We start from the raw sequence: 23,338 nt of genomic DNA, 5'->3' as shown, positions 1-23,338 counted from the left end.
CATGGCCATCGAGAACAAGACCGTCGCCGTCATCGGTGCCGCAGGAAAGATGGGCCGGCGCGTCTCCGACAACCTCGTCAAGAGCGACTTCCGGGTGCTCTTCGCCGAGAACTCGCCCCAGGGCCAGGAGCTGATCCGCGGCCTCGGCCGCGAACTGACCGACTCCGCCGAGGCCGCCGCGCGGGCGGACGTGGTCATCCTGGCCGTGCCGGACGTCGTGCTCGGCGTCGTCTCCGAGCAGCTCGTGCCGGTGATGAAGCCCGGTTCCGTCCTGCTCACCCTCGACCCGGCGGCGGCGTACGCGGGTCTGCTGACCCGCCGCGACGACGTGCACAACGCCGTCGCGCACCCGTGCCACCCCTCCGTCTTCCTGGAGCGCACCACCAAGGAGGAGTACGCCGACACCTTCGGCGGCATCGCCGCGCCGCAGGAGGTCGTCGCCTCCTTCGAGGGGCCCGACCCGGCCGTCCAGGAGCTCGCCGAGTCCGTGATCCGCACCATGTACGCACCGGTCGTGGATGTGCACTGGGTGACGGTCAAGCAGCTCGCCGTCCTGGAACCGACCCTGGTCGAGACCATCGCCTGCATGGTCGGCGCGCTGCTCACCGAAGCGCTGCACGAGACCGTCCACACCGTCGGCGTGCCCGAGAAGGCCGCCCGCGCGATGCTCCTCGGCCACACCCAGGTGGCGCTGGCCAACACCCTCAAGGGCGACAACCCGTTCTCCGACGCCTGTCTGATCGCCATGGACTACGGCCGTGAGTCGATCGTCAAGGACGACTGGAAGAAGGTCTTCGAGGACGACGAGCTGGACAAGGTCATCACGCGCATGCTGCGGATCAAGGAGATCAAGCGCTGACCACGCCCGTCACCGGTCTCCCGGCCTCCCCGGCGCGCCCGCCGGGGAGGCCGTCGGTACGTACCGGCCTCAGCGTCCGGAGGACGGACCGGTGAGTTCCACCGCCTCCCGCAGCAACTGGACGGGATGCCACGCGTCGCGGCGCGTGCCGTGGAAGATCTGCTGACGGCAGGAGACCCCGGTCGCCACCACCACCGTCTCCGGCGGCTCCGCCTCGACGGCCGGGAAGAGCCGGTCCCGGCCGACCGTCATGGACACCTCGTAGTGCTCGGACTCGAAGCCGAAGGACCCCGCCATCCCGCAGCATCCCGCGTCCAGTTCGGACACCCGCACCCCGGGGATACGGCTGAGCAGGCTCATCGTCGCGGCGGTGCCGACCTCCGCCTTCTGGTGGCAGTGCCCGTGGTAGAGCAGTCTGCGTCCGGCGAGCCAGGAGTCCTCGCGCAGCCGCAGCCGGCCGTCGTCCACCGCCTCGACCAGCAGCTCCTCCACCTGGCGCACCCGCCCCGAGATGTCCCTGACGGCAGAGTCGTTCGGCAGCAGCGCCTTGTGCTCGTCGCGCAGCGTCATCAGACAGGACGGCTCGCAGCCCACGATCGGTGAGCCGGGCTCCGTCGTCTCGGTGAGCAGATGGGCGAGCGCGAACGCCTTGTCCCTGGCGTCGTCGACCAGTCCCTTGGAGAGACTGGACCGGCCGCAGCAGCCCCGGCTCTCCAGCCGGACCCGCCACCCCGCCAGCTCCAGCAGCTCGATCGCCGAGCGGCCGATGTCCGGCTCGGTGAAGGTGGTGAAGGAGTCGGCGAGGAACGTGAGCGTCCCCCGCGTGGCCACCGGACGGCCCGGTGCGCCGGCGCCGCGCGTGTGCTTACGGAACCAGCGCACCAGATCGCGCCGTACGAACACCGGCAGCGGACGCTCGGAGGCGATGCCCAGCCGACGGTCGAGCAGCAGCCGCAGCGGGCGCAGCCGCCCCGGCAGATTGGACAGCGGCGCCGCCAGCGAACCGAGCCGGTTCAGCAGCCGGATCGAGCCGAAGATCCGTGACCGCAGCGGCACTCCGTGCAGATCGTGATGGTGGGACAGCGACTCGGCCTTGAGGGTGGCCATGTCGACACCGAGCGGGCACTCGCTCTTGCACGCCTTGCACATGAGGCACAGATCAAGGATCTCGTGCAGCCGCTCGTCCCCGAGCGCCTTACCGGGATCGGGTTCGGAGAGCGCCTTGACCAGGGCGTTGGCCCGGCCGCGGGTGGAGTCCTCCTCATTGCGGGTGGCCATGTACGAGGGACACATGGCGCCCGTACCGCTCTTGCGGCACAGCCCGATGTTCATGCACCGGTCCGCGGCGCCCCGCATCCCGCCCACCACCTCGAAGGAGAGGCGGGTTCGCAGCGGCTCCGCCGGGGGCAGCGCCCGGTCACGGAGGTTGTCCGTCATCGAGGGCGCATCCACGATCTTGCCCGGGTTCATCCGGTTGTCCGGGTCGAAGACCTGCTTGACCTGGCGCATCGCCTCGTACAGCCGCTCGCCGAAGATCTCCCGGTTGAACTCGCTCCTGGCCAGACCGTCGCCGTGCTCGCTGGAGTTGACGCCGCCGTACTCCGTGACCAGGTCCTTGATCTCCACCGCCACCGCGCGCATGGTGTCGACCTGTCCCGGGTCGGTCAGATCCACGAACGGGCGGATGTGCAGACAGCCGACCGAGCAGTGGCCGTAGAAGCCGGCCGTCAGCCCGTGCCGGTCGAGCACCTCCTTGAAACGCTTGGTGTACTGGGGGAGATGGACCGGATCGACGGCCGTGTCCTCCACGAAGGCCAGCGGACGGCGGGTGCCCTCACCGGCCGCCATCAGCAGACCGAGGCTGGACTTACGGACCTTGAGCAGGGAGGTCTGCTGGTCGGGGGTGATGGCCTGGAGGGTGTGATAGCCGTGGCCGTGCCGGGCCCAGAGCGTGGTCAGCCGCTCCATGCCGGCGAGCAGTTCCCGCTGGTCGTTCCCGGTGAAGCTGACGAAGAGCAGCGCGTCGGGGTCGCCTTCGAGGATGGTGCTCAGCGAGGCGTACTCGATCTTCTGCCGGGACAGGTCCAGGATCGTCCGGTCCATCAGCTCCACCGCGGCCGGATCGCAGGCCAGCGCGTCCTCGGTGGCCTCGATGGCGGCGGCCGTGCTGGTGAAGTGGCCGACCGCGATCATGGTGTGGCGCGGTTTGGGTACGAGATCGACCAGCGCCTCGGTGGCGATGACGAGCGTGCCTTCGGAGCCGACGACGAACTTGGCGAGGTCGAACGGGGTGTCCGGGCGCGCCATCCGGTCCAGCCGGTAGCCGCACGCCCGGCGCCAGAACTCCGGGAAACCCTCCGCGATGGCCTCGGAGTTGGCGCGTACGATCTCCGGCAGCCGCCGGTAGAGGCTGCCCTCCAGGGTGGGCCGCGCGGCCCGGCGCGCGCGCTCCGCCTCGTCCACCGGCGCCAGCAGCGCGCGGCTCGCGTCGGAGAGGACGACGTCGAGTTCCCGGACATGGTCGATGGTCATGCCGTAGCGCAGCGAGCCGCTGCCCGCCGAGTTGTTGCCGATCATCCCCCCGACGGTGGCGCGGTTGCTGGTGGAGGTGTCAGGACCGAACATCAGCCCCAGCGGTTCCGCCGCTCTGTTCAGCTGGTCCTGGACGACCCCGGTCTGGACGAGCGCCGTGCGGCGGCCGTCGTCGATCTCCAGGATGCGGTTCATATGGCGCGACAGATCCAGGACGAGTCCCGGGCCCACGGTCTGGCCGGCCAGACTGGTCCCGGCCCCGCGCGGCACCAGCGGTACGCCGTACTCCCCGGCCGCCGCCACCGCCGCCCGCACATCGTCGGCGTGGCGTGGGAAGACGACACCCACCGGGGTGATGGCGTACATGCTCGCGTCCCGCGAGAACAGATGCCGGGTGTAGTCGTCGAACCGCACATCACCGTCGAGCTCCCGCCGGAGACGGTGTGCCAGGTCCGCTGCCGCCGCACCGCCGGTCGCGGGGGCGTCCGAGTTGATCATTGTCATGTTCACTCGCTCCACATGGTCCGGACCGTCAGCGGGAACGCAGCACGTCGAGGGCGTCTCCCAGACCGCGCCGGTCGATGGGTACGCCGGCGAGTTCGAGGCCCATCTGCACCCCGGCGAGCGTCCCGGCCAGGGTGAGGTCGTTGAAGTGGCCCAGATGCCCGATCCGGAAGACCCGGCCGCTGAGCTTGCCGAGGCCCGCGCCGAGGGACATGTCGAACCGGTCGAGGATGATCTCGCGCACCTTGTCGGCGTCCTGGCCGCTGGGCAGCAGCACCGCGGTCAGTGACCCCGAGTGCTCGCGCTCGTCGGCGCAGAGCACCTCAAGTCCCCAGCCCCGGACGGCGGCCCGGGTCGCCGCGGCGTGCCGGGCATGCCGGGCGAAGACCGCCTCCAGACCTTCGTCGGCGAGCATACGAAGGGCCTCCTCCAGGGCGTAGAGGAGATTGGTCGCCGGGGTGTACGGGAAGAAGCCGCGCCGGTTGAACTCGATGACGGGCTGCCAGTCCCAGAACGACTTGGCCAGCCCGGCGGTGCGCGAGGCGGCGAGCGCCTTCTGGCTGACGGCGTTGAAGCTGAGGCCGGGGGGCAGCATGAGCCCCTTCTGCGATCCCGCCACCGTGACATCGACGCCCCATGCGTCATGGCGGTAGTCGATCGAGCCGAGCGAGGAGATCGTGTCCACGAGCAGCAGCGCCGGGTGACCCGAGGCGTCGATCGCCTGCCGGATCTCGGCGATCCGGCTGGTCACACCGGTCGAGGTCTCGTTGTGGACGACACAGACCGCCTTGATGGTGTGGGTGAGGTCCGCCGCCAGCCGCTGGGCCACGGTCTCCGGGTCGGTGCCGTGGCGCCAGTCCCCGGGCACGAACTCCACCTCCAGACCGAGGCTCAGGGCCATGTCCCGCCACAGCGTGGCGAAGTGGCCGGTCTCGAAACAGAGCACCCGGTCACCCGGGCTCAGGGTGTTGACCAGCGCGGCTTCCCAGGCGCCGGTACCGGAGGCGGGATAGATCACCACCGGGCCCGAGGTGCCGAACACCGGCTTGACCGCGTCGAGCAGACGCAGGGTCAGGGCCTGGAACTCGGGGCCGCGGTGATCGATCGTGGGCGCCGACATGGCGCGGAGCACCTGGTCGGGGACGTTCGTGGGGCCCGGGATCTGGAGAAAGTGGCGGCCGGTACGGGAGGTCATGCGAACGGCTCCCCTCAAGAGTTGTGCCGTAAGACGGCACGGCGTATCGTGTGATGGCACGGCGGAGCATAGGGTTCGGTTGTGGAAGGAGTCAATGGATGCAGAACGTCCTCAACGCGCTCCGGGCGCTGGAGGAGGTGGCGGCGCGTCAGCCGGTCGGGGTCGCGGACCTGGCGCGGGCCATGGAACTCCCGAAGAGTTCCGTCCAGCGCGCGCTGGTCACGCTGCACACCGCGGGGTGGATCCGCCCGGCGGGCGGCGCCCCCACCCGGTGGATGGTCACCACCAAGGCGCTGCATGTCGGCCGGCACGCCACCGGCGAACTGGGGCTGCGTGATGTCGCCGTACCGGTGATGGAGGACCTGCGCCGTCGTACCGACGAGACGGTCCATCTGGCCGTGCCCGAGGGCGGAAAGGTCGTGCTCATCGAGCGTCTGGAGACGGCCCAACCGGTGCGCATCATCCTGCCGTTGGGCCAGATCCTGCCGCTGCACGCCTCCGCCAACGGCAAGGCCGTGCTGGCGGCGAGCCCCGCCGAGGTCATCGACCGGCGGCTCGCCGAGGGACTGTCCGGCTTCACCGGCACGACGATCACCGATCCGGAGCGGCTGCTCGCGGAGCTGGCCGAGATCCGGGAGCGCGGATACGCGACGAACGGCGGCGAATGGCGTACGGATGTCTCGGCGGTCGCGGCGGCCGTCATCGGCGGCTCGGGGCAGCCGGTCGCGAGCATCAGTGTCAATGTCCCGACCAGTCGTCTGACCAGCCAAAACCAGTCCGCCTACGGCCTCTTGGTGCGGGAGGCCGCGGCGGCGGTCGGCTCCGCGCTGGGGGGCGCCCGTACCCCGCCCGGAGGTGACGGACCGTCAGGTCATGACTCTTGACGCCTTCTGACACCGCTCCCATACTTCCGACTGCGGAAACGGGATTCCGTATCGCGGAAACATTGGAGCCGGACTGAAGGCGAGGAAGCCTTGTGTCAGATCACGTCATCTCCCTCATCGGTCTCGTACTGATATTCACAGTTGCCACCGTTTTCTCGGTGCACATGGGCGCACTGGCCATCGTGGTCGCGTTTGTGGTGGGAACCGTGTTCGTGCATGAATCCGCAGACGATATCTTCGCGGGGTTCCCCGGGGATCTGTTCGTGGTGCTGGTCGGCGTGACCTTTCTCTTCGCGATCGCGAAGAGCAACGGCACGGTGAGCTGGCTCGTCCACGGGTCCATGAGGGCGGTGCGTGGCCGGATCGCGCTCATCCCGTGGATCATGTTCCTGGTCACCGCCGTGCTGACGGCCGTCGGCGCGGTGGTACCGGCGGCCGTCGCGCTCGTCGCCCCGATCGGCCTGGGATTCGCGAAGCGCTACCACATCAATCCGCTTCTGATGGGCCTGCTCATCATCAACGGCGCCAGCGCGGGAGGCTTCTCGCCCATCAGTGTGTTCGGCAGCATCACCAACGGTGTGATGGCACGGAACGATCTGCCCGGGAATCCCGCGCTGTTGTTCCTCTGCTCGTTCCTGTTCAATGTCGCGCTCAGTCTCTTCGTGTTCTTCCTGTTCGGCGGACGCACCCTGTTGGGGCGGCGGGAGGCGTCCCCGGAGCCCTCCGGGTCCTTCGGGTCTTCCCCGTCCTCCGGCCCCTCCTCCTCATCCGGGTCCTCGGCGCCGGCCACGGCGGTGGCGCCGGCGAGCGGCGGCGGGCCGGCCGTCGCGGTCGTCGACGAGCCCGTCGAGGAGCCGCCGCCCACCCTCGACCGTGCCCGGGTGCTCACCCTCCTCGGCCTGCTCAGCCTGGTCGTCGGAGCCCTCTTCTTCGACCTCAACGTCGGGCTGATGGCCCTCACCGTGACGGTCGTCCTCTCCCTCGTCTCACCGGAGTCGGCGAAGGGAGCCGTCGACAAGTGCGCCTGGTCGACCGTCCTGCTCGTCTGCGGCATCGTCACGTTCGTCAGCCTGATGGAGCGGATCGGCACCATCGACTACCTCGGCGAGGGCGTCGCGTCGGTCCGTACCCCACTGCTGGGAGCCCTGCTCATCTGTCTCATCGGGGCGGTCGTCTCCGCCTTCGCCTCCACCACCGGCATCCTGGGCGCGCTGATCCCGCTGGCGGTGCCCTTCCTGCTCGGCGGCCAGGTCGGCACGGTCGGGCTGATCGTCGCGCTGGCGATCTCCGCGTCGGTGGTGGACTCCTCGCCGTTCTCGACCAGTGGCGCCCTGGTGGTCGCCAATGCGCCGGAGGCCCGGCGGGACACGGTCTTCCGCGGTCTCATGGTCTGGGGTCTCGCGATGGCCGTGGTGGTGCCCGCCGTGACCTGGGGAGTGTTCGTCGTCCCGGGCTGGTTCTGAGGGCGGCGCCGGAGCCCGGTGAATACGCCGTGAACACGCCGCTTCCCTGTTCGGTACCAGTTAGGTACCGTACGGATATGCCGTCACTCAACATCAGCTTCACCGACGACGAGCTGGAGGCGGTCCGCGCAGCCGCCGCCGCCGAGGGCAAGTCGCTCAAGCAGTACGTCCATGACCTGCCCCTCCGCGAGCAGCAGCGTCTCCAGTTCGTCCGCTACGCCGTCAGCTGGGGCGAGCAGCACCGGAGCGAGTTCGACGAGGCCTTCGCCAACGAGGTCCCACCAACGCGGCGCGGGAGGCGGGCGGAAGCCGCCTGATGCCGGTGCTGTACATCGACGTGGCCTGGCTCCTGGACGTGCAGGAACAGGCCGTTCCGGAAGATGTCTCGGTGGCCGACTACTCGGCGCTGGTCGCCGCCGTGGCCCGCCACAAGACCCGCATCCCGCGCCCGGCGACCAGTGAGCCGGATGTGGCCTGGCGCGCGGCGGCGCTCATTCACACGCTGGTGCGCCTGGAGCCCCTGCCGTACCGCAACAGCCTGTACGCCTGCCAGGTCGCCGCCGCGTACATGCACGCGTCCGGCGAGGGGATCGATCCGCCGTACGGGGCGCTCGTCGAACTCGTCCGGGCCATCCAGTCCGGCAAGGCCAGCGTGTACCAGGCGGCGGACCAGATCCGGGGCTGGCGCATCTGACACGCGCGGCGCCCCGAGCGGGAGGTCCGCGATCAGGTCCCCTGTGGCTGCCGCCCCGGAGCCGGAGCGGGAGCCTGGGCGGGAACAGCGGCCGGTGCGGGCGCGGTGACCTGAGCCCGTGCGGGTGCCGGGGCCCGGTCGACCCGTTCCAGCAGTGTGCTCACCGCGCCCAGCACCAGCGTGGTCACCTCGGCGGCGTCCGCCGTCGACAGCGGCTCCTTGGGCGCCACCACCCGCAGCAGACCGATGCCCAGCAGCCAGGCCAGCACGAGATCCGCGCGCAACGCCGCGTCCGGGCCCGCGGTCAGCGTACGCAGCACCCGCGCGTACTCCTCGCCCAGCTGCTCGCGCACGGCGGAGACCGCCCCGCCGCCGCCCCCCGACCGCAGGAACGCTTCCAGGGACCGGTCCCGGTCGGCGGCGGGCGCCAGGAGATCGCGCAGCACCGTGGCCGGCAGGCGTTCCGCGGGCGTGCTGGCCAGCTGCTCCCGCCCCACCCCCGCCATGACCTCCTCGAAGAGCGCCTCCTTCGAGCCGAAGTAGCGGAAGACCAGCGCCTGGTTCGCCTCGGCCAGGCCGGCGATGTCCCGCACCGTGGTGCTGTCGAAACCGCGCTCGGCGAAAAGCGTGGTGGCGGCGTCGAGCAGCGCCCGTCTCGTCTCCGCGGCGTTGCGCCGTCGCTCGGGCCCCTGGTGGGCCATGTCGCACCTCCCGTACTCCGTGCACCGGACACGGTAGTGCCGTGACCGGCCGAATCCACTGGTCATGAGGCCCAGTTGACGGAGCCGGACGCCCCTCCTACCGTTTGTAATCGAGCGCTTACATTCTGCGGCCCGTGCACGCGTCGACCGTGCGTGAAACGAGCCGCGTCAACGACTCGTGATCGGGGCTCTCCGATGACCGACGTACAGAACGCACCCCCCGGACCCGTCAGCTACCCCTTCAACCGGACCGACGGGATCGGGCTGTCCGAGGCATACGCACACGCCCGTGACCTCCCGGGACTGCTGAGGGTCCAGCTGCCGTACGGGGAACCGGCCTGGCTGGCCACCCGCTACGCCGACGCCCGGCTCGTGCTGGGCGACCGCCGGTTCAGCCGTGCGGAGGAGCAGCGGCACGACGGTCCCCGCCAGTGGGCGGAGCAGCGCGTCGGCGGCATCCTCAGCATGGACCCGCCGCACCACACCCGGCTGCGCACCCTGGTGGCCAAGGCGTTCACCGTCCACCGCGTCGAGAAGATGCGGCCCGACATCGCCCGGCTCGCCGACGGGCTCGTGGACGATCTGATCGCCGCCGGGCCGCCCGCGGACCTCGTCGAGGACTTCGCGCTGCCGATCCCGGTGGCCGTGATCTGCCAGCTGCTCGGTGTGCCGGCGGAGGACCGCCCGCTGTTCCGCGAGTGGAGCGACGCCGCGCTGTCCACCAGCGGGCTCACCCCCGAGGAGTTCACCACCAAGCGCGAGGAGCTGCGCGCGTATATGGGCGGGCTGATCGCCCGGCACCGGGAGGAGCCCGCCGACGATCTCATGTCCGCGCTGATCCAGGCGCGTGACGTGGACGACCGGCTCTCCGAGACGGAGCTCGTCGATCTGTGCGTCGGCATTCTGATCGCCGGCCACGAGACCACGGCGACCCAGATCCCGAACTTCGTCTACGCGCTGCTCGAACACCCGGAGCAGTTGCGGCGGCTGCGCGAGGAGCCCGCGCTGATCCCGGGCGCCGTCGAGGAGCTGCTGCGCTTCGTACCGCTCGGCGCGGGCGCGGCGTTCCCCCGTTACGCCACCGAGGACATCGAGGTCGGCGGCACGCTGGTCCACGCGGGGGAGCCGGTACTGGTCGCGGTGGGCGCGGCCAACCGGGACGCGCTCAGGTTCAGTTCACCGGGTGTGCTGGACGTCGAGCGCGAGGTCAACCAGCATCTGGGCTTCGGACACGGAGTCCACCACTGCCTCGGCGCGCCGCTGGCCAGGGTGGAACTCCAGGAGGCGCTGCGCGCGCTGCTGACCCGGCTGCCCGGTCTGCGACTGGCCGGGGACATCGTCTGGAAGCAGCAGATGATCGTCCGGGGCCCGCGCACCATGCCGGTCGGGTGGTGACCGATGGCCTGGCAGCTGCGCGTCGACGGAGAACGCTGTATGGGGTCGGGCATGTGCGCGGGGATGGCGCCCGACCACTTCACCCTGGAGGACGACCGGGCGCGGCCCCTCGCCGGGAGCGTCGATCCCCATGAGGCCGTGCTGGACGCGGCCGATTCCTGTCCGGCGCTCGCGATCACCGTCGTGGACGGAGGACGCGAGATCGCCCCGCGTCCCTGAGACCGCCCCGTGCTCCGGGACCCGCGTAATCCCCGTGCGTTCCGGCCACCCCGTCCCCCGAAGCGGGGCGGCCGGACTCGACACCGGAAGGAGATCACTTCACCCGGACGAATGACAGGCCGGGTCACTGGTCACGGTGCCCGGTCTCCCCGGTGGGGGTGTGCACAACGCACAGGGCGGCGCGCGGGCGGTGCGTCGTGCGCGGCCGGGGGGACGGCGCGCTGGTCACGGCGCACGGTCGGGGGCGAGCGCGATCTCGCCCAGCAGACCGAACGCGTACACGAGATCGTGGACGCCGGAACCGGTCGTCAGCAGATCCCGGTTGAGCAGGCGCTCGGCGGTACGCAGATGGGCCGCGACCGTGGTGCGGCTGTTGCCGAGGCGTCGCGCGGTCCGCTGGGCGTCGGTGTTCGTCTCGACCCAGGTACGCAGGGTGGTCCGCACCCGGCGATGTCCGGCGCCGTCCAGGGGCGCGAGGAAGTCCTCGGCCCACGCGGCGGCGGTCCGGGTACGCAACAGCGCCTCCGCGCCGGGAACGGCGGGGTCCCCGGTGACGGGCCCGGCGTCCGGATACAGGCTGGTGATGGCGAGGGCCAGTGCGACGGTGGCGCGGTGGCGGACCTCCCGGAGGTCGACACCGAGTGCGCTCTCGGCGCGTGTGAGATGGGCGGTGACGGTGTTGCGGCTGATGCCCAGCAGACTCGCCACACCGGATCGCGGGAAGTGCATCGCCAGCCGGGTCGTTTCGAGGGTGAGTCCGGGCAGCGAGCGCAGCGGCCGGAGAAACGAACGGGCCCAGCCGACGGCCGCGTCGCGCGGCAGCAGCCGCTCCAGCGGCTCCTGACCCCGGTAACCGGCCACCCTGCCGGGGGCGTTGCCCGCCACCGCCAGGGCGTGCCTGGCCTGTTCGTACGCCTCGGCCGTCGCGCGGAGCGGATGCGCGCCGCTGATACCCAGCGCGTAACGCGGACTCTCCCCGGCCAGCTCGCGCAGCGCCGCGCCCAGACCGGCCGGACCGCCGGGAGCCCCCGTGTCGCGGTCATGCGGTCCGTCGTCCTCGGCGACCAGGCAGATCAGATGCTCGTCATAGACGGGGCAACGCACCATCAGGCCCCGGCCGTGGTAGCCCGAGGGGTCCTGATAGGCACGTACCAGCCGGTCCCGGTCCTCCGGCGGGCAGCGCAGCAGATGGACCCGGATCCGGTCGCAGTCCAGCAGCGCGGGTACGGCCCCGGTCGTCATCCGCCGCGCCAGCACCGGATCCCCGGCCATCAACGCCATGAAGAGGGCCACCCGCAGCTGGTGCGCCTTCTCCTGATACCCGTGGAGCGCCGAGTCGGCGGCGCGGGCGCGGTGCAGGATGCCGATGACGCTTCCGGTGTGCGACGCGAGGGACGCCGCCCGGCGGCTCAGGCCGGCCGGCCCGGCGAGCACCAGCACCCGGCGCGGTGACTCGGCCCCGACCGCCTCCAGGCGTAGATGCGCCGGCCCGATCTCCGTGACGGCCGAGGCCATCCGGCCGGTGGCCAGCCTGCCGAGAATCGGTCCGAGCGGGCCGAGGACCTCCTCGGGGAAGCGCGGGGTGGACAGCTCCACCGCGCCCGCGCCGTCGATGAGCGCGATCTCCGTGCCCAGCTGGCGGTGCAGCCAGTCGATCACGCCTTGCATCCCGGCGTCCGGCCGCCATGCCAACTGCGCGATCACGTAGAGGAATTCATCGAGCCGGCCGTCGGGCGCCCGTCTCTCCGGGTCCCGCTCCATCTGGTCCTTCCCTCCGAGTCCGTACGGTCCGTACGGGACTGGTGTGCGGTGCTGGATCCGGCCGGCGGATCGGAACGGCGTTCAGTCTACGGGTGCGCCGGCTCCAGGGAGTGTCGCCGATGTCCCCATCCGGAGGGGGGCAGGACGGACGCTTCCCCGGCTCGGGACGGACGCTTCCCCCTCCCCACCGGGCGTGCCAGACTGGTCACAGGCTGTGCCACGGGGGTGGGCGGGATCATGACTGAGCCGGTACGCGAGCGCCGATGTCCGCGGCCCAGGCGGGGCCCGCGAAGACCGACCGGACAGGACCTCGGACGGTGAGGCCCGCCACCGAGCTGCCATGACCGGGCGGGACGCGCGGCGGGATCCGGCCGGCCGCGACGACGGCGCGCGGCTGCCCTGGGGCACGTCGAAGGAGATCGACCGGGCCGCGGCACGGCTCGCCCGTACCAGAGCCTGGCCCGCCCTGTGGGCGCTGACCTGTTCGGTGCCGGTCGCGGACGCCGTACGGGCGGCGCGCCGGCTGCGTCTTGGCCGCTGGAGCCCGCCCGACCAGTACGGCAGGGCTCTCGCCGGGCGTCTCGCGGCGCAGGATCCGCGCACGGCCGACCGGGTCACCGACGACGCGTGGAACGACGCGAGCCGGGTGTTCCCGGAGGCGGTCGCCCGCGCGGGCCAGGTGTCCTTCGCGCCGGGCGGGGGAGCCGTGGCGCTCCTGTTCTCCACCGAGGGCGACGGGGAACGTCTGGCCCTCGCCGGCCTTCCCGGCACCGGGCTGTCGCCGGTGTACTCCGGTACGCGGCGACACGAGTCGGTCAGCTGCTTGGGCCCTCGCGATCTGATAGCGCTCCGCCGCGCCGGCGCGGCCGGGGCCGAACTCGTCCGTTACACCTCCGGTACCACTCGGATCCTCGCCGACGGTGCGGAACTGACCGGCGGTCGGGCCGTGGCCACCGCCCACGGCTTCGTCACCGGGCTGCGGACCGCGCCGGTCGCGCTGACCGGGACCCCGGCCGGACCGGTCGAGCGTGCCGGTCTCGCCCCCTTCGGACTGGGGCGCGGCGACCTCCTCGCCATCGGCCCCACCGGCGGCCGTCTGGCGTTCGGGGACCGGGCCCGGCTCGTCGTGACGGACGCCCGGGTGTCGGCGGTGCTCGCCGGGGCCACCCTCCCCGGCTCGCACGGCGACATCCTGGCCCTGGCCTTCGCGGGGCCGCAGCGGCTGGTCACCTCCGGTGTCCGCGGCGGGCTGTCGATGTGGGAGCCGGCGGGCGGGCGCCTCCTGCCGGTGGCCAGGACGGACGCCGCGCCTCTGTCGGAGCTGTTCTCCGTCCCCGCTCTGCGCGTGGTCGGCGGCTGGGCCGCGGAGCGGGGCCGGCCGTACTTCTTCGACAGCGCGGACCTCTCCGCCGTACCCGTGCCCGCCGCCCTCGCCGGGGCGGCGGGCCAGTGGATCACCGCGTCGCCCGACGGCCGCTACCTCGTCCGGCCGGACCGGTCGCGCGGCGACGCGCCGCCGGGACAGCGCCCCGCCCGGTCCGCCACCACCGTGCACGATCTGCGCCATCCGTCGGCCGCGCTCAGGCTGCCGCTCGCCGCGCTGACCCCGGACGATGTACGCGCCCTGGGCGCGCTCCTCCACGCACCGTGGCCATCAGGAACCGCGTCCGCCCGGCGTCCGTTGCTGGAGCTGGTGCGCGACTGCGCCGCCTATCTGCTCGACGGTCATGTCCGGTGGAGCGGACCGCGCTGACGCCCCGGGCAGACGGGACTTCGGACGTACTCGTCCAGCTCCCCCCTGCCCGGCCGTGCCGGCCTGTCGGCTCACCCAGCGGTGAAGTGATGCCTCCCCGAACCGGCGGCGAACACGGCGCAGCCGTCCTCGCGTCGCAGGAACGTGGCGGTTCCGTTCCGTACGTCCGTGCCGCCCCGCGCACCCGCCCCGGTCGCCCCGCCACCTTCGGGGATCCATACCTCGGCGGTGGTGTTGGCGGGGAGGGAGACGGTGAGCCGGAAGCCGTCGGCGTCCGTCTTCCACTGGGTGGTGACCGGGCCGTAGAGCGAGTCGTAACGCCCCTCGGCCTCCGTCACCCCGCCACCGGGCCGCGGCCGGACGAGGATCTTGCGGAACCCTGGGCCCGCGGGGGCGATACCGGCGATGTTCGCGTACATCCACTCGCCCACCGAGCCGTACGCGTAGTGGTTGAAGGAGTTCATCCCGGCGTCCTGGAAGCTGCCGTCCGGCCTGATGGAGTCCCACCGCTCCCACATCGTCGTGGCGCCCTGGTCGATCTGGTAGCCCCAGCTCGGGAACGTCCGCCGCGTCAGCAGCCGGTAGGCGACATCGTTGTGGCCGGTGGCGGTGAGGACCGGCAGCAGTCGCGGCGTGCCGAGGAAGCCCGTCGACAGATGCCAGTCCTTGGCCCTGATGAGCTCGACGAGCCGGCCGGCGGCGGGCCCGCGGTCCGCGTCGGCCAGCAGGTCCATGGAGAGCGCCAGCACGTACGCGGTCTGCGTGTCGCCCTTCACCCGTCCGCCCGCGGAGACATACGCCGCGCGGAAGGCGTCGCGTACGGCACGGAACAGCGCGGTGTACGGCGCCGGATCCTTGCCCAGGACCTCGGCGGTCCGGGCGACGAGGTCGGCGCTGTGCGCGAAGTAGGCCGTGCCGATGACGTCCTTGGGCGTCTCGTCCTGGATGTTGAGCCAGTCGCCGAAACCGTCGGCGGGACGCAGATAGCCGCTGCTGTGCGCCTCCAGATAGTCGAGCCACTTCAGCATGGAGGTCCAGGACTGCTCCAGCACCCGCACATCCCCGTACGCCTGGTACAGCGCCCAGGGCACGGTGACCCCCGCGTCTCCCCAGCCGGCCGCGCCGCTGCCGACCCCGGCGATGTCCGGGGCGACATGGGTGAGGGCGCCGTCGTCCTCCTGCGCGTCACGCAGATCCCACAGCCACTTGGTGAGGAAGCGCGCCGATTCCATGGTGTAGGCGGCGGTGGGGGCGAAGACATTGATGTCGCCGGTCCAGCCGAGCCGTTCGTCGCGTGCCGGGGTGTCGGTGGGTATGGAGAGGAAGTTGCCGCGCTGGCCCCAGGTGATGTTGCTGTGCAGCTGGTTGAGCATCGGGACGTTCGTCCTGAAGTCCATGGTGAACGGCGCCGAGGTGTGGATGACCCGCCCCACGACCGCGCCGAGCGGCGGCTTCCCCGGATAGCCCGTCACCTCGACATAGCGGAAGCCGTGGAAGGTGAAGCGCGGCTCGTAGACCTCCTCGCCGCGGCCCCTGAGGGTGTAGGTGTCGGTGGCGCGGGCGGTGCGCAGATTGTCGGTGTAGAGCGTGCCGTCGGGGTTGAGCACCTCGGCGTGGCGCAGCCGTACGGTGGTGCCCGCCGCGCCGGAGACGGTCAGCCGGACCGCGCCGACCATGTTCTGGCCGAGATCGAAGACGAAGACCCCCGGGCTGGGCTCGGTCACCTTCTTCGCGGGCAGCTCGCCCGCCACCCGCGAGGGGCCGTCCACCTCCGCCACGAGTTCGGCGCCGACCTTGTCGATGGCCTCGGCGGGCACCCAGCCGGTCGCGTCGAACCCGGCGCGCGTCCAGCCGTCGGTCTCCAGCCGGGCGTCGTACTCCTCGCCCGCCATCAGATCGGCGCTGGTGACGGGTCCGGTCGTGGCGCGCCAGTCGGTGCCCGACAGCACCCGCTCGACCGTGCCGTCGGTGTATGTGACCTCCAACTGGGCCAGCAGGGCGGGCCGTTCACCGTACTGATGCGGGCCGAACCAGGCGATGTTCCCCGCGTACCAGCCCGCCGCGACCGTCGCCCCGAGCGCGTTGGCACCGGCTTTCAGCAGCCCCGTCACGTCGTACGTCTGGTACTGGACGCGCTTGTGGTAGTCGGTCCAGCCGGGCGCGAGCCGGTCCTCGCCGATCCGCTCGCCGTTGAGATACGCGTCGTACAGCCCGAGGGCCGTGGAGTAGAGCCGGGCGCGCGCGACCTTCGCCCCGCGCCGCAGCCGGAACTCGTGGCGCAGCTGCGCGGCGGGGGAGAAGGAGGCCCGCACCGTGCCCCAGGGGCCCGAGCCCCAGGCGGCGAGTGTCCTGGCGGCGGGCCACGCGGTGTCGTCGTAGTCGGTGCCCTGCCAGTCGCCGGAGGGCTCCCGGTCGGTGGCCCGCCAGTTGCCGCCGGTGGCGAAGACGGTGGTGCCGTCCGCCGTTGTCAGCTCCAGCAGGCCGAGCAGACCCGCGGGCCCGGTGGTCGCGTTGGTGGCGGCGACGGCGATCACATTGGCGCCCGGGCGCAGTCGGCCGGTCACATCGACGACGACGGGGCGTCTCCAGTTCTGGGCGGCACCGTCCGGCTCGGTGTGCGCGACCCGGACGCCGTTCACCGAGGCGGTGTAGCCGTCGTCGGCGGTCATGACCAGCCGGGCGCGGATGACGCCGGCCGGGATGTCGGCCCGGCCCCGGAACCAGCGGGTCGCCGCCGGGGCGCTGCTCGCCGGATCCCCCTCGGGGAACCAGATCCAGGAGGCGCGGTCCAGCGCGGGGGCGCCGACAAGCGCGGCGGGCGCGGCGATCCAGCGCGCCGACCAGTCCGAGGCGTCGGTGAGTCCGGTCTCCCACCAGGACGGCGCGCTCCAGCCGGACGCCGCGCCGTCGGCGTCCCACACCCGTACCGACCAGTGGTAGCGCGTACGTGCCGTCAGCGCCGGACCCGCGTACGGGACCAGGACCGATTGCGCTGAGGTGATCCGCCCGCTGTCCCAGACGTCGGGCTTGGCGAGGCGTTCCGGGGTGGTGGCGACGCGTATCTGATAGGCGCTCTGTTCCTGTCCCGGCCGGTCGGACACGACGGGCCAACTCAGCCTGGGGCGTGGGGTGTCGAGTCCGAGCGGATGGCGCACGTACTCGACGGTCGGTTCGGTGACGCGGGCGCCCGCCGGGGCGCCCGGCCCCACGGCCGGGGCCACGGACGCATCGGCTCCGGCGGCCGGAACGGTACCGGCGACTAGCGCTGTTCCCAGGGCGGTGGCGGACGTGCCGAGCAGTCGTCTTCTGCTGATCACAATGCGGCTCCGTTACGACTCGACGATGAATCGTTTCACTTTTGCGAAAGTAGGGAGACGTGTGTGACCTGTCAAGGGTTCCGGAACGATCTCGGCGCAGTCGTGAGAAGGGGTAAGTTCCCCTATTGACGGGGTGGTTGGCGTTGCTCTAACTTCCCTGGAGGGTCGGTTGAAACCTTTCATGTCCGCAGGTCACGTGATCTTGGGATGTCTCAGTGCCTAGACTCCTGGCCAAGGCTTCGATCGGGACCTGGAGTGAAGATGACGCAGCAGGAGAATCCAGTACGGCGGATCAACACGGGCGAGGCGCACTCCGCCCGCGTCTACGACTACATCCTGGGCGGGAAAGACAACTACCCGGTGGACAAGGAAGCCGGAGACGCGATGTGCCGTGAGTGGCAGGCGCTGCCGGTGCATATGCGGGCCAACCGGGAGTTCATGCACCGCGCGGCCCGGTATCTCGCGCGGGAGGAGGGCATCCGGCAGTTTCTCGACATCGGCACCGGCCTGCCCACCTCGCCCAATGTGCACGAGGTCGTCCAGGAAGTACGCCCCGACGCGAGCATCGTCTACGTCGACAACGACCCGATCGTGCTCGCGCACGCGCGGGCGCTGCTGACCAGTTCCCCCGAGGGCCGCACCGCCTATGTCGACGCCGATATGCGGGACCCCGAGGCGATCCTCGGCTCGCCCCAGTTCCAGGAGCTGCTCGATCTGCGGGAACCGGTCGGGCTGCTGATCATCGGCATTCTGCACTTCATCCTCGACACCGACGACGACCACGGTCTCGTCCGGCGTCTGCTGGACCCGCTGCCCGCGGGCAGCTTCCTGGCCATGACGATCGGCACCGCCGACTTCGCCCCGCAGGAGGTGGGCCGCGTCGCCGCCGAGTACGCGCGCCGCGGCATGCCCATGCAGCTGCGCACCCACGCCGAGGCCGAGGCGTTCTTCGACGGTCTGGACCTGGTCGAGCCGGGGGTCACCCAGGTCCACCACTGGCGGCCGGACGCCGACCAGGACGACATCGACGACCGCGACATCGCCATGTACGGAGGCGTCGCCCGCAAGAACGCCTGAGTCTCCGGCGCGGTCGGCGGCCGATGCCCATGCGGGGGCTCTCGCATGGGCATCGGTGCGTCAGTGCGTCTGCGTGTCAGCCTGTCAACGCGTCATAGCTATACGTCAGTTGACGAAGACGGACGGGCTGCCGGACTGGCTCGTGTCCTTGACCGGGCCGTACTTCGCGGAGAAGTAGCTGGAGCCCGGGCAGGTGGCCGGCCCCGACGACTTGCTGAACAACTGGTTGGTGAAGGTGATGGAGTTGTCCGCGTTGGAGGTGGCGCCGCTCAGCCCCGTGGAGGTGTAGACGCAGGTCGTCAGGCCGAGCAGGGTGTTCAGCTTGACGGTTGTCTGCACCGCGCCGGCCGCTCCGGCGCCGACGGTGAGCGGCCCCCCGGAGGTGACGGTGGTGGTGTAGGGCAGCCGGTCGACGGTGATGCTCTGCACCCCGGTAGTACCCAGGATGTTCGATGTGCAGCCGCCGAAGGTGTGCGCCGTCAGCGACTCGGTGGCGGTGCCCGGGGCGGCCGGATTGCCGGTGACGGTCGCGGTGAACTGCGAAGCCGTGCAGGTGATTCCGGTGGATCCACCGGCGGTGGTACGGATCGCGACGCTCGCGCCGCTGCTCAGCGACGAGGTGAGGACATCCCCGGCCGCGACGGCGGAGCCCGCCGCGCTGCCGTAGGTGAGCACATTGCCGGCGGCGGCCCCGGCGGCGGGCGCCGTGCCGGTGGCCGATGCGGTTCCGGTGGTGAGGAGAGCGACGGCGGCGCTGACGCCGGCGGCGCCGAGAACGGTGCGCCGTAAGCCCGTGCGAGTACCCATGCGAAGTCCCTTTCGCGAGCGGTGAGGTGAGGTGTGTACGTACGCGCTGTGGCGGCTCGGCCGAGCGCCTCCGCGGGGCAGCGCCGGGAGAGGGTGGGGGGTGGACGGTTGCGGGTGCGGGACCGGCGCCACGGAACCCGCACCGCGCCGCGAACGAGCGCGGCGCAGAAGGAAACCCAAGAGGGTTGTAAGCCTGTCCGGTGCACGGAGTCAAGGGTCCGAGAGCGAAGTCGCCGAGGAATGTTACCCACGGTACCCGGACGTCAGAGGGGTGCGTCGGGGTCGCGCACCGGCCGCGGGGCCGAGCGGTGGCAGACCCGGCCCAGCTCGCACACATGATCAACACCCAATGTTCACACGGTGGTTGACCCGATGGGATACCTGGGAGTAACTTTCCGGTCGACTCCCATGGCCGCGCCGTCGCCTCGCCCCGGGGAAACCCAGCCGGCGCCGGGAGCCGTCCGCGCCAGGACATCGCCGCGCAAGCTCGTTCCGGTCATCACACCCTCAGGAGCAGCTCATGGCCACGTCCGAAATATCCGGCGGTCAAGCGCCGGAGAGAGCCGAACGGCGGGGGAGAGTGCGGTTCCGCCGCGCCGCGCTCATGGGCGTACCGGCGGTCGCCGCTGCCGCCACCCTCGTGATTCTCACGGCGCAGGGCGCCATCGCCGCCCAGTTCGCCATCTCCGGCATGCCCTTCACGGTCACCGCCGACCGTCTGGAGGGCGAGGGCTTCGAGCAGTTCGGCGGGATGGACAACATGGCGGAGGGCAGCCCCAACGCCGGTGACACCGGAGGCCAGGTCCTGGTGGTGGTCTCCGCCATCAAGAAGGCCAGACTCACCAAGCTCTGTCAGAGCGTCGAAATCGGCGGCACCTATCTGCGCATCACCGCGGGCGACAAGGGCACACCGGTGTCCGCGACCGATCTGGCCACCGACTCCACCGTCCTGTCGGGCGATCAGGCGGACTTCGACAACATCGAGATCGGCGGAGACGCCAGCACCTTCACCAAGGCGGGCGTCAAGGGTCCCCTCGGTGTCTTCGGCCAGCAGGCCGACACCGTCACCATCACCAACCTGCGGCAGACCAACTGGGCGACCACCGCCGCCAGGTTCCGGCTGCCCAACCTCCATCTCAGCTTCAGTTCGAAGGGCTGCTGACCGTGGCTCCCTTCGGAACGAACCCCCCGGCCGGGACCGCCGTCCCGGCCGGGGGCCGCCACCCGCTGCGTGCCTTCACCGCCTGGCGCGGACGCCGGCCCTTCTGGGGCGGGACGCTCCTGCTGCTCGGCGGAGTCGAGATCCTGATCACCGAACAGGCCTCGGTCTCGGTCGTCCTGCAGGCGGGCGCGGGAGGCGTCGCCGCCTATCTGCTTCCGCTGGTCATGGCCGTATGCGGGCTGCTGGTGCTGCTGAACCCGGGTCAGCGGCTGTTCTATTCGGTCATCGGTGTGCTGGTCGCCCTCGGTACGTGGGTCACGTCCAACCTGGGCGGGTTCTTCGTCGGACTGCTGCTCGGTGTCATCGGCAGCTCGCTGGCCTTCGGCTGGCTGCCCGACCAGGAGCCGCGCCGCCGGCGGCGGCGGGCTCCACGCGAGACGGCGTGACGGAGGGGTCAGCAGACCGGGACGCCCGGCAGCTGGGCCGCGGGATGGTCGATATAGATATTGGAGATGAAGCCGCCCTGGTCACGGAGCTTGCTCCACCAGTTGTTGGTGTAGCCCTCGGCGGTCACGGTGCTGCCCTGCTTCTGGCACACCACCGTGACAGCGGTCGGCCCCGCGAGCACGTTCACCACCGCCGAATTGAGATAGGCGTCCGCGCGCACCCGGATGTCCGACCCCCACGTACGGAAGTTGCTTCCGCCGCCACCGCAGCCGTTGTCACTGGTCAGATACGACTGGTTGTACTGCGAGGGGTAGGGCAGACCGGCGCCGTTGATGACGATGTTCTGGCCCACGCCGTTGAGCAGCTGCTCGTAGTGGATATGGGCGCCGGAGGAGTTGCCGGAGGACCCCGTCACCCCGATCTGCTGTCCCTGGCCGACCGAGGCGCCGCTGGGCACGGAGTACGAGGCCAGATGGAAGTAGTACGTCTTCCAGCCCGCGCCGTGGTCGATCACGATGTAGTTGCCCGCGCCGCTGGGCTGTGACATCCGGGTGGCGGTACCGGCGGCGGAGGCCAGGACCGGCGTGCCGGCCGTCGAACCGCCGTCGGCCCGTACGAAGTCCAGCGCCCGGCGCACCTCGGCGGAGTGGTGGCTGAGCGTCCACCGCTGGCCGCACGGATAGGGGGCCTTGAAGTTCGGGGCGGCGAGCGGGGCGTCCTGGCGTTGCCGCGGCGACTGGTCCAGGGCCTGGGCGGAGGCGGCGGTCAGGCCGGTCGCCGCGAGGAGTGCGGCGACGAGCACGGCCGGTACGGACAGCCGGGTCAGCCGGGACAGCAAGGACACCAAGGGCTGCGCCGACTGTAGGGACAACGGGCGTCTGCGACGCATACGGGCTCCTCTGCCGAAGTGGGCTTGCGCGGTACGGGCGTTCAGCATGGGGGACTCGGGGCGGTCATGCGGCGCGATCCGCGGCGCCACGGCGATCCGGTCACGCCATGTTCACGACAAGAATGCCATGGTGTGGACCTGCCGGCTTCCCGAATGCCCCTTCCCTCGGGATTCGGCCAATGTGGAACCCGCGCCTCCCTCCCCTTCCGCGCGGTCCTCGGCGACCCGAGGTTCAGCGCCGAGGCCACCCGCCCCGGGTTCCCCTTCCTCACCCCCGGACGCAGCTGGACAGTGCGTGCTCGTCGCCCCCGAGGTGTTCGACCAGCGCGACGAGGACGGCATAGCATTCGTACGCGACGCGCGGCCGCCGGCCGCGCCGCACGAGCAGGTACGCGAGGCCGCGCTCCTCTGTCCGGCCGCCGCGATCCGACTGGAGCCATAGTGAGCGGAGCGGGAGTGAGCGAAGTCCGGCATGTGACCGTTGTCGGCGCCTCGGCGGCGGGTGTGTCCACCGCCGAAGGGCTGCGCCGGGCCGGCTTCGAGGGGCGGATCACCCTCATCGGCGAGGAGGTCCATCTCCCCTATGACAGACCACCGTTGTCGAAGCAACTGCTGTCGGGCGCCTGGGAGCCCGAGCGGCTGCGGCTGCGCGGCGAGGACGTGCTGACGGACCTCGGGCTCGATCTGCGGCTCGGTGTCCGGGCGGCGTCCCTGGACACGACGGCGCGCCAGGTCGTCCTGGCCGACGGTGAACGGATCGGTTACGACGCCCTCGTGGTGGCGACGGGCGCCGCCGCCCGGCGGCTGCCCGGGACGGACGGCATCGCGGGCGTGCATGTGCTGCGCACCCTGGAGGACGCCCTCGGTCTGCGGGACGCCCTGCGCGGCCGGCCACGGCTGGTCATCGTCGGGGCGGGCTTCGTCGGCTGCGAGGCCGCCGCGGTCGCCCGCGATCTGGGCGCCGAGGTCACCATGGTCAGCGACGTCCCGATGCCGCTGTCCGACGTACTCGGTCCGGAACTGGGCGCGATGCTCTCCGAGGTCCACCGCGAGCACGGAGTACGGCTGGAGACGGGCGTGCTCGTCGAGGGGATCAGCTCCGAGGACGGCCGTGTCACCGGGGTGCGGCTGGCCGACGGCCGTACGCTCCCCGCGGACGCGGTGCTGGTCGGGATCGGTGCCAGCCCCAGCACCGGCTGGCTGGAGGGGAGCGGTCTTCCGGTCGGCGACGGTGTGGAGTGCGATCCCACCCTGTACGCGGGGTCGGGGGTCTGGGCGGCCGGCGATGTCGCCTGCTGGCTGCACCCGCGCACCGGCGCGCCGACCAGGATCGAGCACCGCACGAACGCCGCGGAACAGGGACTGGCCGTCGCCAGGAACATCCTGGCCGGGCCCCGGGACGCCGTGCCGTTCGCGCCCGTTCCCTATGTCTGGTCCGACCAGTACGACCTGAAGGTGCAGATCTTCGGCCGCACGCGGGACGCCGACCGGATGAGCGTCGTCGAGGGCGCCGTCGCGGACCGCAAGCTCATCGCGCTCTACGGGCGCGACGGCCGGGTCTGCGGCGCGGTCTCCGTCAACATGGCGCGGGCGGCCCGTCCTTACCGCGCGCTGGTGGCCGAGGGCACCGACTGGGAGACCGCGGTCGGGGCGCGCACGGAGCTGGTGACATAGAAGGA

Annotated in this window: 20 protein-coding genes; 13 read left to right on the top strand and 7 right to left on the bottom strand. The window is 71.3% G+C overall.

What is annotated here, in order from left to right; genetic code table 11:
• Position 1: 1 nt before the first annotated feature.
• Complete coding sequence (locus ACFRKB_RS10450) at positions 2-859, top strand: phosphogluconate dehydrogenase C-terminal domain-containing protein (RefSeq protein ID WP_383104947.1); 858 nt, start codon at positions 2-4, stop codon at positions 857-859.
• A gap of 69 nt (positions 860-928) precedes the next feature.
• Here ACFRKB_RS10450 and ACFRKB_RS10445 read toward each other — a convergent pair whose 3' ends face one another.
• Both ACFRKB_RS10445 and ACFRKB_RS10440 read right to left on the bottom strand, forming a co-directional pair.
• On the bottom strand, positions 929-3,895 hold the full coding sequence (locus ACFRKB_RS10445) for an FAD-binding and (Fe-S)-binding domain-containing protein (RefSeq protein ID WP_383104945.1): 2,967 nt from the start codon (positions 3,893-3,895) through the stop codon (positions 929-931).
• Between the two features lie 28 nt (positions 3,896-3,923).
• On the bottom strand, positions 3,924-5,090 hold the full coding sequence (locus ACFRKB_RS10440; protein ID WP_383104943.1) for a pyridoxal-phosphate-dependent aminotransferase family protein: 1,167 nt from the start codon (positions 5,088-5,090) through the stop codon (positions 3,924-3,926).
• 98 nt (positions 5,091-5,188) lie between these two features.
• On the opposite strand from ACFRKB_RS10440, the gene ACFRKB_RS10435 reads away from it, so the two are divergent.
• The 4 genes from ACFRKB_RS10435 (at position 5,189) to ACFRKB_RS10420 (ending at position 8,131) form a co-directional block, all read left to right on the top strand.
• Positions 5,189-5,974 (top strand): IclR family transcriptional regulator, encoded by a 786-nt coding sequence (locus ACFRKB_RS10435; protein ID WP_383104941.1) that lies wholly within the window; start codon positions 5,189-5,191, stop codon positions 5,972-5,974.
• 92 nt (positions 5,975-6,066) lie between these two features.
• Positions 6,067-7,437, top strand: coding sequence for an SLC13 family permease (locus ACFRKB_RS10430; RefSeq protein WP_383104939.1), 1,371 nt, complete (start codon positions 6,067-6,069; stop codon positions 7,435-7,437).
• 77 nt (positions 7,438-7,514) lie between these two features.
• Positions 7,515-7,754, top strand: coding sequence for a hypothetical protein (locus ACFRKB_RS10425; RefSeq protein WP_383104937.1), 240 nt, complete (start codon positions 7,515-7,517; stop codon positions 7,752-7,754).
• Complete coding sequence (locus ACFRKB_RS10420) at positions 7,754-8,131, top strand: toxin Doc (protein WP_249953644.1); 378 nt, start codon at positions 7,754-7,756, stop codon at positions 8,129-8,131. Before ACFRKB_RS10425 ends, ACFRKB_RS10420 begins: the two co-directional genes overlap by 1 nt.
• Positions 8,132-8,163: 32 nt before the next feature.
• Here the strand turns inward: ACFRKB_RS10420 and ACFRKB_RS10415 are convergent, their stop codons facing one another.
• Positions 8,164-8,832: a TetR/AcrR family transcriptional regulator gene (locus tag ACFRKB_RS10415; RefSeq protein ID WP_383104935.1), complete on the bottom strand. Its 669-nt coding sequence runs from the start codon at positions 8,830-8,832 to the stop codon at positions 8,164-8,166.
• Between the two features lie 195 nt (positions 8,833-9,027).
• Between ACFRKB_RS10415 and ACFRKB_RS10410 the strand changes: the two genes are divergently transcribed.
• Together ACFRKB_RS10410 and ACFRKB_RS10405 are read left to right on the top strand one after the other, a co-directional pair.
• Complete coding sequence (locus ACFRKB_RS10410) at positions 9,028-10,227, top strand: cytochrome P450 (RefSeq protein ID WP_383104933.1); 1,200 nt, start codon at positions 9,028-9,030, stop codon at positions 10,225-10,227.
• A gap of 3 nt (positions 10,228-10,230) precedes the next feature.
• Positions 10,231-10,446 carry a ferredoxin gene (locus ACFRKB_RS10405; RefSeq protein WP_365971297.1) on the top strand — a complete coding sequence of 72 codons (216 nt, stop codon included), beginning with the start codon at positions 10,231-10,233 and terminating at the stop codon, positions 10,444-10,446.
• Positions 10,447-10,671: 225 nt separating this feature from the next.
• Here the strand turns inward: ACFRKB_RS10405 and ACFRKB_RS10400 are convergent, their stop codons facing one another.
• Positions 10,672-12,207: a helix-turn-helix domain-containing protein gene (locus tag ACFRKB_RS10400; protein WP_383104932.1), complete on the bottom strand. Its 1,536-nt coding sequence runs from the start codon at positions 12,205-12,207 to the stop codon at positions 10,672-10,674.
• Between the two features lie 340 nt (positions 12,208-12,547).
• On the opposite strand from ACFRKB_RS10400, the gene ACFRKB_RS10395 reads away from it, so the two are divergent.
• Positions 12,548-13,960, top strand: a complete 1,413-nt coding sequence (locus tag ACFRKB_RS10395) for a hypothetical protein (protein WP_383104931.1) — start codon at positions 12,548-12,550, stop codon at positions 13,958-13,960.
• Positions 13,961-14,031: 71 nt separating this feature from the next.
• Here ACFRKB_RS10395 and ACFRKB_RS10390 read toward each other — a convergent pair whose 3' ends face one another.
• Positions 14,032-17,277: an alpha-L-rhamnosidase gene (locus ACFRKB_RS10390; protein WP_383104929.1), complete on the bottom strand. Its 3,246-nt coding sequence runs from the start codon at positions 17,275-17,277 to the stop codon at positions 14,032-14,034.
• 261 nt (positions 17,278-17,538) lie between these two features.
• Here ACFRKB_RS10390 and ACFRKB_RS10385 point away from each other — a divergent pair, with 261 nt between their 5' ends.
• Positions 17,539-18,354, top strand: a complete 816-nt coding sequence (locus ACFRKB_RS10385; RefSeq protein WP_365971293.1) for an SAM-dependent methyltransferase — start codon at positions 17,539-17,541, stop codon at positions 18,352-18,354.
• A 105-nt stretch (positions 18,355-18,459) separates the two neighbouring features.
• Here ACFRKB_RS10385 and ACFRKB_RS10380 read toward each other — a convergent pair whose 3' ends face one another.
• Positions 18,460-19,161, bottom strand: coding sequence for a Tat pathway signal sequence domain protein (locus ACFRKB_RS10380; RefSeq protein WP_383104927.1), 702 nt, complete (start codon positions 19,159-19,161; stop codon positions 18,460-18,462).
• Between the two features lie 520 nt (positions 19,162-19,681).
• Here ACFRKB_RS10380 and ACFRKB_RS10375 point away from each other — a divergent pair.
• On the top strand, positions 19,682-20,323 hold the full coding sequence (locus ACFRKB_RS10375) for a DUF6230 family protein (RefSeq protein WP_383104925.1): 642 nt from the start codon (positions 19,682-19,684) through the stop codon (positions 20,321-20,323).
• Between the two features lie 2 nt (positions 20,324-20,325).
• Positions 20,326-20,769 carry a DUF6114 domain-containing protein gene (locus tag ACFRKB_RS10370; RefSeq protein WP_383104923.1) on the top strand — a complete coding sequence of 148 codons (444 nt, stop codon included), beginning with the start codon at positions 20,326-20,328 and terminating at the stop codon, positions 20,767-20,769.
• A gap of 8 nt (positions 20,770-20,777) precedes the next feature.
• Here ACFRKB_RS10370 and ACFRKB_RS10365 read toward each other — a convergent pair whose 3' ends face one another.
• Positions 20,778-21,605, bottom strand: a complete 828-nt coding sequence (locus ACFRKB_RS10365; protein ID WP_383105128.1) for a M23 family metallopeptidase — start codon at positions 21,603-21,605, stop codon at positions 20,778-20,780.
• Between the two features lie 349 nt (positions 21,606-21,954).
• On the opposite strand from ACFRKB_RS10365, the gene ACFRKB_RS10360 reads away from it, so the two are divergent.
• Positions 21,955-22,101 (top strand): ferredoxin, encoded by a 147-nt coding sequence (locus tag ACFRKB_RS10360; RefSeq protein ID WP_383104922.1) that lies wholly within the window; start codon positions 21,955-21,957, stop codon positions 22,099-22,101.
• Positions 22,102-22,115: 14 nt separating this feature from the next.
• Complete coding sequence (locus ACFRKB_RS10355) at positions 22,116-23,333, top strand: NAD(P)/FAD-dependent oxidoreductase (protein WP_383104920.1); 1,218 nt, start codon at positions 22,116-22,118, stop codon at positions 23,331-23,333.
• Positions 23,334-23,338 lie beyond the last annotated feature (5 nt).

The sequence above is a fragment of the Streptomyces scopuliridis genome (assembly GCF_042790125.1).
Classification (GTDB): Bacteria; Actinomycetota; Actinomycetes; order Streptomycetales; family Streptomycetaceae; genus Streptomyces; species Streptomyces scopuliridis_A.
Note: the sequence above shows the minus strand (reverse complement) of the source record. Positions and strands in the feature narration are given on the sequence as shown.

Bases quoted from the DNA above. Each gene is read 5' to 3' on its own strand.
- ACFRKB_RS10450 (WP_383104947.1), top strand. From the start codon at position 2: ATGGCCATCGAGAACAAGACCGTCGCCGTCATCGGTGCCGCAGGAAAG.
- ACFRKB_RS10445 (WP_383104945.1), bottom strand. From the start codon at position 3,895: ATGACAATGATCAACTCGGACGCCCCCGCGACCGGCGGTGCGGCGGCA.
- ACFRKB_RS10440 (WP_383104943.1), bottom strand. From the start codon at position 5,090: ATGACCTCCCGTACCGGCCGCCACTTTCTCCAGATCCCGGGCCCCACG.
- ACFRKB_RS10435 (WP_383104941.1), top strand. From the start codon at position 5,189: ATGCAGAACGTCCTCAACGCGCTCCGGGCGCTGGAGGAGGTGGCGGCG.
- ACFRKB_RS10425 (WP_383104937.1), top strand. From the start codon at position 7,515: ATGCCGTCACTCAACATCAGCTTCACCGACGACGAGCTGGAGGCGGTC.
- ACFRKB_RS10420 (WP_249953644.1), top strand. From the start codon at position 7,754: ATGCCGGTGCTGTACATCGACGTGGCCTGGCTCCTGGACGTGCAGGAA.
- ACFRKB_RS10415 (WP_383104935.1), bottom strand. From the start codon at position 8,832: ATGGCCCACCAGGGGCCCGAGCGACGGCGCAACGCCGCGGAGACGAGA.
- ACFRKB_RS10410 (WP_383104933.1), top strand. From the start codon at position 9,028: ATGACCGACGTACAGAACGCACCCCCCGGACCCGTCAGCTACCCCTTC.
- ACFRKB_RS10405 (WP_365971297.1), top strand. From the start codon at position 10,231: ATGGCCTGGCAGCTGCGCGTCGACGGAGAACGCTGTATGGGGTCGGGC.
- ACFRKB_RS10400 (WP_383104932.1), bottom strand. From the start codon at position 12,207: ATGGAGCGGGACCCGGAGAGACGGGCGCCCGACGGCCGGCTCGATGAA.
- ACFRKB_RS10395 (WP_383104931.1), top strand. From the start codon at position 12,548: ATGACCGGGCGGGACGCGCGGCGGGATCCGGCCGGCCGCGACGACGGC.
- ACFRKB_RS10385 (WP_365971293.1), top strand. From the start codon at position 17,539: ATGACGCAGCAGGAGAATCCAGTACGGCGGATCAACACGGGCGAGGCG.
- ACFRKB_RS10380 (WP_383104927.1), bottom strand. From the start codon at position 19,161: ATGGGTACTCGCACGGGCTTACGGCGCACCGTTCTCGGCGCCGCCGGC.
- ACFRKB_RS10375 (WP_383104925.1), top strand. From the start codon at position 19,682: ATGGCCACGTCCGAAATATCCGGCGGTCAAGCGCCGGAGAGAGCCGAA.